Here is a 15,091-nt window from a genome sequence, read left to right as displayed (position 1 = left end):
CAGGGTCCAGAACGGGACCGTTCATTCAACCAGTGTTTGTAAACTGCTTTCGCGGTTCACTTCTGTCTGACGCGGCACAGCTGCCACCAGCGCCAGTTCGATAATTTCCTGCACGCTACAACCACGAGAGAGATCGTGCATCGGCGCGGCAAGTCCTTGTATCAATGGCCCGACGGCACGATATCCGCCAAGTCGTTGTGCGATTTTGTAGCCAATATTTCCGGCTTCCAGCGACGGAAAAACCATCACATTGGCCTTGCCTTGTAGCGGGCTGGCAGGCGCTTTTTGCGCCGCCACTTCCGGCACGAAGGCGGCGTCAAACTGCAACTCGCCATCGACAACCAGCTTTGGTGCGCGCTCACGGACGATTTCTGTCGCCTGCTGCACGTTGGCAACGCAGGGGTGACGGGCACTACCGTTGCTGGAAAACGACAGCATCGCCACGCGCGGTTCTTCTCCGGTGATGGCGCGCCAGGTTTCGGCGCTGGCAAGCGCGATATCCGCCAACTGCGCCGCCGTCGGCTGTGGCACCACGCTGCAATCGGCAAAACCCAACGCCGGACCGCTGTACTGTGGCAGCATCAGGAAAATGGATGAGAGCGTTTTACAGCCTGGCTGCAAGCCAATAATGCGTAATCCGGCACGCAGCACATTCGCCGTGGAAGAGAGATTGCCCGCGATACAGACATCCGCTTTACCGGCGCTGACCATTGCGGCGGCGAACATCAGCGGTTCGGTGAGTTTTTCCAGCGCATCCGGCGGCGTTTTTTCGCCCGCGCGGGCCAGCCAGCGATGAGCAAATTCTTCCCGCATTGCGAGGTTGCCATGCGGATCAATCACCTGTAGCCCGTCCATCGCTACGCCATGACTGAGCGCAAACTGACGAAGTTCAAACGGATTAGCGACCAGAATGGGCGTTGCCAGACCTTGTTGATGTAAATATTGCGCAGCTTTCAGCACACGCTGATCTAACGCATCCGGAAAAACCACTCTGGCGGGCGCTCGCAACGCCAGTTCACGACAACGTTCAATAATCATTGCGTTTCCCCCAGTCGTTGTTGGATCTGCTTCACCGTTAGCGGCTGCTTCGTTACGCTCAGGATCATCATCACGTAGACCGTGCTGGAAAGGCGGTTCAGCGCCTGCAAGATGTCCGGGCGTAATACTTCAAAGCTGCGGGTGATAAAGACCTGCGCCGCTACGGTTTCGGTTTCCCGCACTTTGGTGCGTAGCAGATTTAGCAACGCCGCATCGCGCCCGTGGCTGGCTTCCGGCACCAGATGATCGTGGTCGAGATAACGCAGCGGCTGGTGAGAAAGCCGATGCAGATCTTCGTCAGAAAGCCCGACAATCGCCTGGCAGGCCAGCGGTTCCCCCAGCGCATCGGCACGCATAATGTTGCCAAGACGCGAACGGATATCCGCCAGCCACGGCTGCCACGGTTCCGCCAGTTCAATTTGCAGCCACACTGCCAGCGCAATGGTGCTGTCGAGAACAGCGCGAAAAGCCAGGCGCGGATCGCTTTTGGCAACCATTTTTTCCGCCGACAGGTGAGTCAGCGTATCCGGCTTTTTTGCCACCGGCTGGCGGCACAGTTCGCAGCACGCCTGCGGATGTTCATCGCTACTGGTCAGCCCATGAACGGGCTGCGGCTGCTGCTGTTCATCGTCAACAAACAGGCGGCCCTGCTCGTCAATAAACTTGATGCGCAGATGGCGGCTTTCCAGTAACTCCCGGGCAGAGGGCGTCAGGCGACTGTCCGCAGGGAGATGGATCTCTGCGCCTTCGCTGAGCGTATGGTTCGCTCTTAGCCATGCTTCGGTGATGAAATCTTTCATAGGGATTGCCAGTTAGCCGGCCAGGCGACATACAGGAATTTCACGCTGGATGTCGTACCAAATTCGATACTGGAGCCTTTCGGGATAAACATCACATCGCCCGCTTTGGCGATCATAGTTTCGCCTTCGTGGCGAACATGCAGTTCCCCTTCCAGCACCATGTCGATTTCGTCGTAGTTCAGGGTCCACGGAAAGAAGGCGTTCTCCCACTGCATGAAACCAGCGGCCATACTGCTGCCGTCGTCTCCGGTCACGAGATCAGTCAAGCCTACGCAGTGCGGTTCCGCGCCATCGAAACGACCAAACTTGACGCTGCTGCCATCAATCACTTTGATGCCGCCTTTGCCGGTCACCGATTTGAAACTCGGCTGCATTGCACCCTGCTCCAGTGACTGTTTTTCCTTCATCACTTTTTCCATCAGCTGCGCGACCAGGCTTTCGGTAAACTGGCCTTCCGGTAGCTGGGCGATGATGGTTTCGCGGATGCGCTGGCTTTCGGTTTTATCGGCTGGCACGCTGGCGGGAACGGACGTCGTTACCGCAGTCGATTCATCACATTCGGTGATGGTAAAACCCAACAGATCAGCCACTTCACGAGCTTCCGGGGTAATAATGCTGGCGCGCAGAACCACGGACATTGCCAGTTCGCCGCGCGCGTGTGCTTCACGAATATCATTCGCTGTGATGAGTTTTTTCACCTGCTTCCTCCTGTTTGGTGAGAGATGCCAGATAATCCACCAGTTGCTGCACGCTTTGCGGGTCGTGGCTGTTTAGCTCGAAAATCGGCTCTTCGAAGCCCGTCTCAAGCAATAACTTTCGCGTTGCGGCGACGTCAGCATCTGGCATGTCCGTTTTACTGATGACGGCGATTTGCCGTTTGCTGACGCCAATATCCAGCAACCCGGCAGGCAACCGACTTTCCGGGTCATTCGCGCCGTGGACATAGATCAGCATGTCCACATCCTGTAGCGTGGTAATTAAGGCGTGATACCAGCGGGGATGGCTAAAATATTCACCCGGCGTATCAATATCGCCCTTATCATTAAATTCCACGGCCTGTGTTTTTCTGGCGAGGGTATAATTCCCCTGCAACGCATTAAATAACGTTGTTTTTCCTGCCCCGACGGTACCCACAAACGCAATTCGTTTCATGAATGCCTCGTATTAACTTTTGGTCATTTCACAAAGCGTATAATTTAATAAGCGACCTAAACCACTGACGGTTTGTGATAACGCTTCTTCTACTGCACCCACCGAGCCATAAATCACCAGCGCGCCGCTAAAACGGTCGAGAAAACCGATATGCACATCGGCAGCTTTCAGCGCTAAATCACCGGCGATCATCGCCGTTTCTCCGGGAGTTAGCGTCATAATGCCAATTGCGCCCGCATCCGGAACGCCGATTTTCTTCGCCAGTTCCTCGCCGGGATGCGCGATGAGATGCGCCAGTGTGACCTGTTTACCGGGCACAAATTCCTGAATGATGCGTTCTTTATCCATGAGTCGCCGCCTGTGAAAAACTTTCGTGTATCGTGACAATATTTCGTCAGAGTAAATAACAAAATTCGGCAAGCGCGTTTAAAAGGTGAGGTAGATCACTAAGAATGGAGAGATATTTGCTGTGGTGCATAAACTTTCATATGCAACGCATGAATATAAATAAAATAATATCGAGATATTTTATATACTGTTTTTTTTATTATTCGCAAACTCAGTAATAAACTTTACTAATATATTGCAGCTAAACCGCTTACCCTGAATATTCAGGGTAAGCGTGAGAGTTAAAAAAGAATTACAGCGGTTGGGTTTGCGCTTCAACCACGGCCAGCGCCACCATGTTGACGATACGACGTACCGATGCGATCGGCGTTAACACGTGAACCGGCTTCGCCACGCCCATCAGCACCGGACCGACAGTCACACCTTCCGAGCTGGAAACGCGCAGTAAGTTGTAACTAATGCGGGCAGCTTCCATGTTCGGCATCACCAGAATATTAGCGGAACCTTTCAAAGGGCTGTCCGGCATACGGTCGTTGCGAATCGCTTCCACCAGCGCTGCATCGCCGTGCATTTCACCATCAATCATCAGTTCTGGCGCACGTTCCCTGACCAGTTCCAGCGCCTGACGCATTTTGCTCGACGACGGGCAGTCAGAAGAACCAAAGTTGGAGTGCGACAACAGAGCCACACGCGGTTCAATACCAAAACGACGAACAGTTTCTGCCGCCATCAAGGTGATCTCCGCCAGCTCTTCTGCATCAGGCTCATCATTGACGTAGGTATCGGCAATAAAGGTGTTACCACTCGGCAACAGCAGCGCGTTCATGGCACCTGCGGTGTGAACGCCATCGCGATAACCAAAGACATTTTTCACCACGCTAAAGTGTTCATGATAATCGCCCACCGTACCGCAAATCATTGCATCGGCTTCGCCACGCTGAACCATGATCGCGCCGATCACTGTCGGGTTACTGATCAGCGCACGCTGCGCCTGCTCCTGAGTGACACCGCGACGCTTCATGATCTGGAAGTATTCGGTCCAGTACTCTTTAAAGCGCGGATCGGATTCGTTATTGACGATCTCAAAATCAACGCCCGCCTTGATCTGCAAGCCCAGTTTCTGAATGCGCATTTCGATCACGTTCGGACGACCAATAAGAATCGGTTTCGCCAGTCCCAGCGTTACCAATTCCTGAGTGGCATGCAGAACGCGCGCCTCTTCCCCTTCCGGCAGAACTACGCGCTTCGGCGCTTTGCGAGCCTGGGAGAAAATCGGCTTCATAAACAGGTTGGTTTTGTAAACGAACTCCGTCAGCTTGTCGATGTAGACGTCGAAATCAGCAATCGGACGCGTCGCCACGCCCGACTCCATCGCCGCTTTCGCCACCGCAGGAGCGATCTTAACGATCAAGCGCGGATCAAACGGTTTTGGAATGATGTATTCCGGACCAAAGCTCAGATCCTGATCGCCATACGCTGAAGCCACCACTTCACTCTGTTCCGCATGGGCCAGTTCTGCAATCGCGCGTACTGCCGCCAGTTTCATCTCTTCGTTGATGGCGGTTGCGCCAACGTCCAGCGCGCCACGGAAGATAAACGGGAAGCAAAGGACGTTGTTCACCTGGTTCGGGTAGTCGGAACGGCCGGTACAGATGATGGCATCCGGACGCACTTCTTTCGCCAGCGGCGGCAGAATTTCCGGTTCCGGATTCGCCAGCGCCAGGATCATTGGTGCCCGAGCCATTTTCTTCACCATTTCCTGGGTCAGCACTTTCGGGCCGGAACAGCCGAGGAAAATATCCGCACCTTCAATCACATCATCGAGGGTACGTTTGCCGTCATCCACCACCGCATATGCGGCTTTGGTTTCCGCCATATTTGGCTCACGGCCCTGATAGATAACGCCTTTTGAATCACAAACCACGATGTTATGTTTTTGCAGCCCCAGCGCCACCAGCAGGTTCATACAGGCAATTGCTGCTGCACCCGCGCCGGAAACCACCATCCGCACGTCGGAGATGTTTTTCTCCACCACGCGCAATCCGTTGAGGATGGCGGCAGTGCTGATAATTGCCGTGCCGTGCTGATCGTCGTGGAATACTGGAATATTCATCCGCTCGCGCAGTTTCTGTTCAATATAGAAACATTCTGGCGCTTTAATGTCTTCGAGGTTGATGCCGCCGAAGGTCGGTTCAAGCGCGGCGACGACTTCAATAAATTTGTCCGGGTCGAGTTCATCAACTTCAATGTCAAATACATCAATCCCGGCGAATTTCTTAAACAGAACGCCCTTGCCTTCCATCACCGGTTTGCCTGCCAGCGCGCCAATGTTGCCTAACCCCAGCACCGCCGTACCGTTAGAGATCACCGCCACCAGGTTACCACGCGCGGTATATTTGTAGGCTTTTAACGGGTCTTTTTCGATTTCAAGACAAGGTGCGGCAACGCCTGGTGAGTAGGCCAGCGCCAGATCGCGCTGCGTTGCCAGAGGCTTGGTTGGAGAAACCTGGATTTTCCCTGGAACTGGAAATTCATGGAAATCAAGTGCACTTTGTTTTAACTGGTCATCCATTTGGTTGTTCCTTTCACGTAACGTTCACAAATAAAGTGTGTGGGCAACAGCCCCTGCCCACAACGTGGCGCACATTATTACCTTGCCGGAGTCTACAGACTTTGAGCAAGTCCAAACTCTCACCATTAATATAATGTTTTGGTAATAATCCTATAACACTGATGTTACCTGCTTAATCCAGCAATACCATGCCTGTCTGCTATGCTTTTTTGATGCGTTTAGCGAAATTTCTCAGAAGTGTGAATTAACGCACTCATCTAACACTTTACTTTTCAAGGAGTATTTCCTATGAACGAGTTAGACGGCATCAAACAGTTCACCACTGTCGTGGCAGACAGCGGCGATATTGAGTCCATTCGCCATTATCATCCCCAGGATGCCACCACCAATCCTTCGCTGTTACTCAAGGCTGCCGGATTATCACAATATGAGCATTTAATAGACGATGCTATCGCCTGGGGTAAAAAAAATGGCAAAACCCAGGAACAACAGGTGGTCGCAGCGTGTGACAAACTGGCGGTCAATTTCGGTGCTGAAATTCTCAAAATCGTACCCGGTCGCGTGTCAACAGAAGTTGATGCACGCCTCTCTTTTGATAAAGAAAAGAGTATTGAAAAGGCCCGCCATCTGGTGGACTTGTATCAGCAACAAGGCGTTGAGAAATCACGCATTTTGATCAAGCTGGCTTCAACCTGGGAAGGAATTCGCGCGGCAGAAGAGCTGGAAAAAGAAGGTATTAACTGCAACCTGACGCTGCTGTTTTCTTTTGCACAGGCGCGGGCCTGTGCAGAAGCAGGCGTATTTCTGATTTCGCCGTTTGTCGGGCGTATTTATGACTGGTATCAGGCACGCAAGCCGATGGACCCGTATGTGGTGGAAGAAGATCCAGGCGTTAAATCAGTACGCAATATCTACGACTACTATAAGCAACACCACTATGAAACCATTGTGATGGGCGCGAGTTTCCGTCGCACCGAACAAATCCTCGCCTTAACCGGCTGCGATCGACTGACTATCGCACCGAATTTGCTAAAGGAGCTGCAGGAAAAAGTTTCGCCAGTGGTACGTAAATTAATCCCACCTTCTCAGACGTTCCCACGCCCAGCTCCCATGAGCGAAGCGGAGTTCCGTTGGGAGCACAATCAGGATGCGATGGCGGTAGAAAAACTGTCTGAAGGCATTCGTCTGTTCGCCGTTGATCAACGCAAACTGGAAGATCTTCTTGCCGCCAAACTATAAACCAGCCACGGAGTGTTATATGTCCCGAAAAGACCTTGCCAATGCGATTCGCGCACTCAGTATGGATGCGGTACAAAAAGCCAATTCTGGTCATCCCGGCGCGCCGATGGGCATGGCTGATATTGCCGAAGTGCTGTGGAACGATTTTCTTAAACATAATCCTACCGACCCAACCTGGTATGATCGCGACCGCTTTATTCTTTCCAACGGTCACGCGTCGATGCTGCTCTACAGTTTGCTGCATCTGACCGGTTACGACCTGCCGCTGGAAGAACTGAAGAACTTTCGTCAGTTGCATTCGAAAACCCCTGGTCACCCGGAAATCGGCTATACGCCTGGTGTTGAAACCACCACCGGTCCACTTGGACAAGGTTTGGCGAACGCCGTCGGGCTGGCGATAGCAGAGCGTACGCTGGCGGCGCAGTTTAACCAGCCAGATCATGAAATTGTCGATCACTTCACCTATGTGTTTATGGGCGACGGCTGCCTGATGGAAGGTATTTCCCACGAAGTCTGTTCGCTGGCGGGCACGCTGGGACTGGGCAAGCTGATTGGTTTTTACGATCACAACGGTATTTCCATCGACGGTGAAACCGAAGGCTGGTTTACCGACGATACAGCAAAACGTTTTGAAGCCTATCACTGGCATGTGATCCACGAGATCGACGGCCACGATCCGCAGGCGGTGAAGGAAGCGATCCTTGAAGCGCAAAGCGTGAAAGATAAGCCGTCGCTGATTATCTGCCGTACGGTGATTGGCTTTGGTTCGCCGAATAAAGCAGGTAAGGAAGAGGCGCACGGCGCACCACTGGGGGAAGAAGAAGTGGCGCTGGCACGGCAAAAACTGGGCTGGCACCATCCGCCATTTGAGATCCCTAAAGAGATTTATCACGCCTGGGATGCCCGCGAAAAAGGCGAAAAAGCGCAGCAGAGCTGGAATGAGAAGTTTGCCGCCTATAAAAAGGCTCATCCGCAACTGGCAGAAGAGTTTACCCGTCGGATGAGCGGTGGTTTACCGAAGGACTGGGAGAAAACGACTCAGAAATATATCAATGAGTTGCAGGCGAATCCGGCGAAAATCGCTACCCGTAAGGCTTCGCAAAATACGCTTAACGCTTACGGGCCTATGCTACCGGAGCTGCTCGGCGGTTCGGCGGATCTGGCTCCCAGCAACCTGACCATCTGGAAAGGTTCTGTTTCGCTGAAGGAAGATCCGGCGGGCAACTACATTCACTACGGGGTGCGTGAATTTGGCATGACCGCTATCGCCAACGGCATTGCGCACCACGGCGGCTTTGTGCCGTATACCGCGACGTTCCTGATGTTTGTTGAATACGCCCGTAACGCCGCGCGGATGGCGGCACTGATGAAAGCGCGGCAGATTATGGTTTATACCCACGACTCAATTGGCCTGGGCGAAGATGGTCCTACGCACCAGGCTGTTGAGCAACTGGCCAGTCTGCGCTTAACGCCAAATTTCAGCACCTGGCGACCGTGCGATCAGGTGGAAGCAGCGGTGGGCTGGAAGCTGGCGGTTGAGCGCCACAACGGACCGACGGCACTGATCCTCTCCAGGCAGAATCTGGCCCAGGTGGAACGTACGCCGGATCAGGTTAAAGAGATTGCTCGTGGTGGTTATGTGTTGAAAGACAGCGGCGGTAAGCCAGATATTATTTTGATTGCCACCGGTTCAGAGATGGAAATCACCCTGCAAGCGGCAGAGAAATTAGCGGGAGAAGGTCGCAATGTACGCGTAGTTTCCCTGCCCTCGACCGATATTTTCGACGCCCAGGATGAGGAATATCGGGAGTCGGTGTTGCCTTCTAACGTTGCGGCTCGCGTAGCGGTGGAAGCAGGCATCGCCGATTACTGGTACAAGTATGTTGGTCTGAAAGGGGCAATTGTCGGGATGACGGGTTACGGGGAATCTGCTCCGGCGGATAAGCTGTTCCCGTTCTTTGGCTTTACCGCCGAGAATATTGTGGCAAAAGCGCATAAGGTGCTGGGAGTGAAAGGTGCCTGATGGTGATCGCCGGATGCTGTATGTTCCCCTAACCCTAACCCTCTCCCCAGAGGGGCGAGGAGACAGTCTGTGCGCTTTTTAGGGGCGCATCTGGGATTTTGTTTAACGGGTGATCCACAACGTGGGCCAGGCGTCTGGCCCATGCCAGTTATCGCAGGTGGGTTCTGCGGCGTAACGCACCAGGCGAAAACGCTGACCGTCAAAGCGCCAGCGCGCCTGAATGCCACAATCGCTTAATCCGCGCCCTTTCGCTAAGGTCACCAGTTCACGCGATTTCTCATCAAATGTTGCGTTCATCAGTTCCAGTTCATTCGTCTCCTGACCGTTGTTGAACGGCAAACGCAACCGAACCGGGCGCGAGGCTAGCGGCTTTTTACGCGACACAATCCATGCCAAATCAATGGTGTTATAGGCCCCTGCCTCACAGCTAATCATCATCAGTGCTTTATCATCGGTCAGCGCAGTGACATTCACCTCACGACGTAACGGATCAAGCGAGCAGCGCAGACCATTCATCCGCCAGTTTCCATAATCCAGCAAATCGTTGCGTTCTTCGAGTGAGAGTGGCGTCGGCGTTGGGTTAACCACCGCGACCTCTTTCAGCGCAGGCGCGGGCGGTACGCTGAGCGGCGGTTCGTCCCCTTTCTTTATCCACGCGGTTTCACTGCCAACGCGCTTTTGCTGAGCATCAATAAACAACAACGCCGCTTTTAAGCCATTCAGAGAAATGGTCTGATTGCCATCGCGTAAGGTGATTGCCTTCCCTTCCTGAATCAGCTGCAAAAACGCGGTGATGGTTGCCGTATCATCGGTTACTAGTAACCATGGTGAAATCCGCCACTTGTCACCACTTAACGCCAACGGCTCACCATCTAACAGCAGCCGTGGCGCTATCTCCCCTTCAGACGCATCCGGCGACTTCAACCCGCCGCGCTCAATACGTAAAACGGCATCGGTATGCGCCCCGGCGCTGCGGCTCAGGGTCATCACCAGTCCGTTATGATCGCCCGTATTACGCGCCACGCAGAAGTTTTGGTTATTACAGGTGACCTGCCAGTCGGAAAACGCCCGTTGCGCTGGTGCCGCCCACACCAAAGACGTCGGCAACAAAGCGAAAAAAAAGAGAAGGAAAATGCGATAGCGCATGGACGGTACGACCCCAGAAGTTCAAACAAACAGCACAAGTCGTATCTTCGTTGCGCAGGTAGCGCGGCTCAATCGGATTTGTCGGATTGAGCCAATAATAAACAACGAAATATTATTGTTATTTTTCAGTCCATTAAATGTGACGTTTGCAAATAGTTAAGCAATAACACCGTCTTACCGTCACGTATCTCGCCGGTTTTAATCATCTCCAGCGCCTGGCTGAACGGCAGCTCAAGCACTTCAATATCTTCATCTTCGACACCACCACCGGCGTTAGCGCGCTGGCTGTCACTGTATTCGGCGATAAAAAAGTGGATTAGCTCAGTCACACCGCCAGGCGACATATACAGTTCAAATAATTTGCGCACTTCGCCCACTTCATAGCCCGTCTCTTCAATTGCTTCTTTGCGAATGCACACTTCCGGTTCGTCGTTATCCAGCAGCCCGGCGCAGGTTTCAATCAGCTGCCCGCTTTCATTGCCATTAACCCAGGTAGCGACACGGAACTGACGAATCAGAACCACGGTCTTTTTCTTCGCGTTGTACAGGAGGATCGTCGCACCATTACCGCGATCGTAAACTTCACGTTTATGACGGATAACTTCGCCATCTTTGCGCGTGAGATCGTAAGTAATGTTGTGCAGGGTGAAATAGTTATCGGAGAGAATTTTGTCTTTAATGAGGGTGATTTGTTGCGTCATACCGACTCCACAGCGCGAAATGAACAATTATCTTACGCTGTGAAGTCGGGTTTGTCTGCGCAGGCTATCAGTGAGATTTGACTGATTTTACCCCCAGCCAGTCAATAATCCCCTGTGCCGCATGACGTCCTTCTGCCATTGCGGTAACCACCAGATCCGCACCACGCACGGCGTCACCACCAGCGAAGATTTTCGGATTGGTGGTCTGGTAACGGTACTGGCTTTCCACATCCGCGATGATGCGACCCCATTTGTCTACCGTTACACCGTGCGACTCCAGCCACGGCATCCCGTGCGGATTGAAGCCAAACGCCATAATCACCGCGTCGGCTGGCATGACAAATTCACTGCCTTCCACCGGCACTGGACGCCGACGCCCCTGGGCATCCGGCTCGCCAAGACGCGTGCGCAGGAAACGAATTCCGCAAACGTGACCTTGCTCATTCAGCTCAAGCGCCACCGGCTGGACGTTAAATTCAAAGTTGGCCCCCTCTTCGCGGGCGTTCTTCACCTCTTTCTTCGAGCCTGGCATGTTAGCTTCATCACGACGATAAGCGCAGGTGACGTTACTCGCGCCGTGGCGCAGCGCGGTACGCACACAGTCCATCGCGGTGTCGCCGCCGCCCAGTACCACGACGTTGAGTCCGGCGGTATTGATAAACGGCTCTTCCGGTAGCTCTTCGAGTCCCATCACCTGTTTAGTGTTGGCGATGAGGAACGGCAGGGCGTCATAAACGCCCGGCGCATCTTCATTGGGTAAACCCGCTTTCATGGAACGGTAAGTGCCTACGCCAACGAAGACCGCGTCGTATTGTTCCAAAAGCGAATCCAAAGAGACATCTTTACCCACTTCACAATTGAGTTCGAAGTGAATCCCCATCGCGCTGAAGATTTCCCGACGGCGTGCCAGCAGGGATTTATCCAGTTTGAAAGAAGGAATGCCGAAAGTGAGCAAGCCACCGATTTCTGGATGGCGATCGTACACCGTCACCTCTACGCCATTGCGGGTCAGAACATCCGCACAGGCCAGCCCTGCCGGACCCGCACCGATAATCGCCACTCGCTTGTCCACTTTGGTGACATGACTTAAGTCAGGACGCCAACCTTTCGCCAACGCCTGATCTGAAATGTAGCGTTCAATGTTGCCGATAGTTACTGCGCCGTGCTCATCGCGAATAGTACAGGCACCTTCACACAAACGGTCTTGCGGGCAAACGCGTCCGGTAATTTCCGGCAGGGTGTTGGTCTGGTGAGAAAGCTCGACGGCGGCGTCGATGTTTCCTGCTTTCACCAGTTCAATCCACTGCGGTATATGGTTATGCAGCGGGCAGGTCCATTCACAAACGCTGTGCTCGCCACACTTAAGGCAACGCGAGGCTTCCCGTTGTGCCTGATCGGCACGGAATGGCAGATAAATTTCATCAAAACCGGTTTTGCGCGCTTCAATCGCCAGTTTGTCCGGCTCGCCACGCGCGGGCGTTGCCTGCATTTGCTCGACTTTACTCATTACCGGCATTTCTTGTGCCGCGGTACTGGCATGCCACGGTTGATGTTCCTGACGTGCGGTGCGTAAGCGGCGGGATTTCGCCATGCCGGAGAGTGCGGCGTCAGTGACCAGTTGCAGCGCGTCCGCCGGGCAATTTTCGACACAGGCAGGACCGTTTTCGCGCCCTGCACAAAGGTCGCATTTATGCGCCGTGGCTTTAACTTTGCCAGCCGCAACGGGTGTCAGGACGATTTGCATCGTACCAAATGGACAGGCCACCACGCAGGATTTACAGCCAATACACTTTTGCTGATTGACCTGAATGCTGTCATCAACGTGGCTGATTGCGCCATTAGGGCAGCTACGGGCGCAGGGCGCATCTTCACAATGGTGACAGGTCACTGCACTACGTTGCTGCTGATGTTTGATAACCGTAATTCGGGGATGAAAATGGCGTTGGCTCAGGACATGTTGCTCGTCATTGTGAGCCATGACACAGGCGATTTCACAAGCATGACAACCCAGACATTGCTGACTGTTGGCCATAATAAAACGATTCATAACGACCTTCTTTTTTGGTTGTAAAAACCTTATTCTTTATATGAGTGTTGTTATTACCCGACTTACAGGGGAATCGGCAATGTTCATGTGCCCAGAATAAGTAACTATTTCGCTATAAACTGTGGCAGATCAAATAATCCCATCACTGACTAAATTGCGTTTCAGCGAACTGGAACATTAATGATTTTTTGTGGAGAAGACGCGTGTGATTGTTAAACGACCCGTCTCGGCCAGTCTGGCCCGGGCCTTTTTTTACATTGTGCTGCTGTCGATTCTTTCCACGGGTATCGCTCTGCTAACTCTGGCGAGCAGTTTGCGCGACGCTGAGGCTATCAATATTGCCGGATCGCTGCGTATGCAGAGTTACCGCCTGGGCTACGATTTGCAAAGTGGCAGTCCACAACTCAATGCACATCGCCAGTTATTTCAGCAGGCACTGCATTCACCGGTATTAACCAATCTCAACGTCTGGTATGTGCCAGAGGCAGTAAAAACCCGCTATGCGCATCTGAATGCCAACTGGCTGGAGATGAATAATCGGCTCAGCAAGGGCGACTTGCCGTGGTATCAGGCCAATATTAATAATTATGTTAATCAGATAGACCTGTTCGTGCTGGCTTTACAGCACTACGCTGAACGCAAAATGCTGCTGGTGGTGGCGATTTCCCTGGCTGGCGGCATCGGTATTTTCACGCTGGTCTTTTTTACTTTGCGCCGCATACGCCATCAGGTGGTTGCCCCGCTGAATCAGCTGGTTACCGCCAGTCAGCGTATTGAACACGGGCAGTTCGACTCGCCGCCGCTGGATACCAGCCTGCCGAATGAGCTTGGCCTGCTTGCAAAAACCTTTAACCAGATGTCGAGCGAACTGCATAAATTGTACCGTTCGCTGGAGGCGTCAGTAGAAGAAAAGACCCGCGATCTCCACGAGGCCAAGCGTCGTCTGGAGGTGTTGTATCAGTGTTCGCAGGCGCTAAACACCAGCCAGATTGATGTGCATTGTTTCCGCCATATTTTGCAGATTGTTCGCGACAATGAAGCGGCTGAATATCTGGAGTTAAATGTCGGTGACAACTGGCGGATTAGCGAAGGGCAGCCAAACCCGGAATTGCCGATGCAGATTTTACCGGTGACAATGCAAGAGACGGTTTACGGCGAACTGCACTGGCAAAATAGTCACGTTTCATCATCAGAACCGCTGCTTAACAGCGTTTCGTCGATGCTGGGACGCGGTTTGTACTTTAATCAGGCGCAGAAGCATTTTCAGCAGTTATTGTTGATGGAAGAACGTGCGACCATCGCCCGCGAATTGCACGACTCGCTGGCTCAGGTACTTTCTTACTTACGTATCCAGTTGACGTTACTGAAGCGTTCGATACCGGAAGATAATGCCACCGCACAAAGTATCATGGCCGATTTTTCCCAGGCGTTGAATGATGCTTATCGGCAGTTACGCGAGCTGTTAACTACTTTCCGCCTGACGCTGCAGCAGGCGGATCTCCCCTCCGCGTTGAGGGAAATGCTGGATACGTTACAAAATCAAACCAGCGCCAAACTGACCCTCGACTGCCGTCTGCCAACCCTGGCGCTGGATGCGCAAATGCAGGTGCATTTGTTGCAAATTATTCGCGAAGCGGTGCTGAATGCGATGAAGCACGCCAACGCCAGCGAAATCGCCGTTAGCTGCGTCACCGCGCCGGATGGCAATCACACAGTCTATATTCGCGACAACGGGATTGGCATCGGTGAACCGAAAGAACCCGAAGGCCATTATGGTCTGAATATCATGCGCGAACGCGCGGAAAGATTGGGTGGGACGCTGACTTTTTCGCAACCTTCCGGCGGCGGCACGTTAGTGAGTATTAGCTTTCGCTCTGCGGAGGGTGAGGAAAGTCAGCTGATGTAATGCCTCTTATTGACCAAAGAATAGTGGCACTTAAGGTTCAGTATAAAAGGGCATGATAATTTACATTAACTCCTTTTTTTCTCCACGATTGGCTCGTACCTTGCCGCTACAGTGAAGCA

Annotated in this window: 12 protein-coding genes; 3 read left to right on the top strand and 9 right to left on the bottom strand. The window is 52.9% G+C overall.

Annotated elements, in window-relative coordinates; all coding sequences use genetic code 11:
* Positions 1-21 precede the first annotated feature (21 nt).
* From pta to maeB, 6 genes are all read right to left on the bottom strand, one after another.
* Positions 22-1,038, bottom strand: a complete 1,017-nt coding sequence (pta, locus tag ACJHWR_RS12610; protein ID WP_000582993.1) for a phosphate acetyltransferase — start codon at positions 1,036-1,038, stop codon at positions 22-24.
* A complete protein-coding gene (gene eutT, locus ACJHWR_RS12605) occupies positions 1,035-1,838 on the bottom strand; it encodes an ethanolamine utilization cob(I)yrinic acid a,c-diamide adenosyltransferase EutT (protein WP_000651281.1) in 804 nt (267 codons plus the stop codon). Before eutT ends, pta begins: the two co-directional genes overlap by 4 nt.
* Positions 1,835-2,536, bottom strand: coding sequence for an ethanolamine utilization acetate kinase EutQ (gene eutQ / locus ACJHWR_RS12600; RefSeq protein ID WP_000733881.1), 702 nt, complete (start codon positions 2,534-2,536; stop codon positions 1,835-1,837). Before eutQ ends, eutT begins: the two co-directional genes overlap by 4 nt.
* The gene (eutP, locus tag ACJHWR_RS12595) at positions 2,511-2,990 is read right to left on the bottom strand and encodes an ethanolamine utilization acetate kinase EutP (RefSeq protein ID WP_000820782.1); all 480 of its coding nucleotides are present in this window, start codon (positions 2,988-2,990) and stop codon (positions 2,511-2,513) included. Before eutP ends, eutQ begins: the two co-directional genes overlap by 26 nt.
* A gap of 12 nt (positions 2,991-3,002) precedes the next feature.
* The gene (eutS, locus tag ACJHWR_RS12590; RefSeq protein ID WP_000356956.1) at positions 3,003-3,338 is read right to left on the bottom strand and encodes an ethanolamine utilization microcompartment protein EutS; all 336 of its coding nucleotides are present in this window, start codon (positions 3,336-3,338) and stop codon (positions 3,003-3,005) included.
* A gap of 292 nt (positions 3,339-3,630) precedes the next feature.
* Entirely contained in the window at positions 3,631-5,910 is a 2,280-nt protein-coding gene (gene maeB / locus ACJHWR_RS12585; protein ID WP_000342643.1) for an NADP-dependent oxaloacetate-decarboxylating malate dehydrogenase, read from the bottom strand.
* 288 nt (positions 5,911-6,198) lie between these two features.
* Here maeB and tal point away from each other — a divergent pair, with 288 nt between their 5' ends.
* On the top strand, positions 6,199-7,149 hold the full coding sequence (gene tal, locus ACJHWR_RS12580) for a transaldolase (protein WP_001003709.1): 951 nt from the start codon (positions 6,199-6,201) through the stop codon (positions 7,147-7,149).
* 19 nt (positions 7,150-7,168) lie between these two features.
* Entirely contained in the window at positions 7,169-9,172 is a 2,004-nt protein-coding gene (gene tkt / locus ACJHWR_RS12575; protein ID WP_000087280.1) for a transketolase, read from the top strand.
* A gap of 102 nt (positions 9,173-9,274) precedes the next feature.
* Here the strand turns inward: tkt and ACJHWR_RS12570 are convergent, their stop codons facing one another.
* The 3 genes from ACJHWR_RS12570 to aegA form a co-directional block, all read right to left on the bottom strand.
* Positions 9,275-10,318 carry a DUF1176 domain-containing protein gene (locus tag ACJHWR_RS12570; RefSeq protein WP_001270513.1) on the bottom strand — a complete coding sequence of 348 codons (1,044 nt, stop codon included), beginning with the start codon at positions 10,316-10,318 and terminating at the stop codon, positions 9,275-9,277.
* A gap of 125 nt (positions 10,319-10,443) precedes the next feature.
* A complete protein-coding gene (gene nudK, locus ACJHWR_RS12565) occupies positions 10,444-11,019 on the bottom strand; it encodes a GDP-mannose pyrophosphatase NudK (RefSeq protein WP_001330582.1) in 576 nt (191 codons plus the stop codon).
* Positions 11,020-11,086: 67 nt separating this feature from the next.
* Positions 11,087-13,066: a formate-dependent uric acid utilization protein AegA gene (aegA, locus tag ACJHWR_RS12560; RefSeq protein ID WP_001078911.1), complete on the bottom strand. Its 1,980-nt coding sequence runs from the start codon at positions 13,064-13,066 to the stop codon at positions 11,087-11,089.
* Between the two features lie 205 nt (positions 13,067-13,271).
* On the opposite strand from aegA, the gene narQ reads away from it, so the two are divergent.
* The gene (gene narQ, locus ACJHWR_RS12555; protein WP_001296285.1) at positions 13,272-14,972 is read left to right on the top strand and encodes a nitrate/nitrite two-component system sensor histidine kinase NarQ; all 1,701 of its coding nucleotides are present in this window, start codon (positions 13,272-13,274) and stop codon (positions 14,970-14,972) included.
* The last annotated feature ends 119 nt before the right edge of the window (positions 14,973-15,091 follow it).

The sequence above is a fragment of the Escherichia sp. WS568 genome, from assembly GCF_046486085.1.
Classification (GTDB): domain Bacteria; phylum Pseudomonadota; class Gammaproteobacteria; order Enterobacterales; family Enterobacteriaceae; genus Escherichia; species Escherichia coli.
This window is presented reverse-complemented; position numbering and strand designations above follow the sequence as displayed.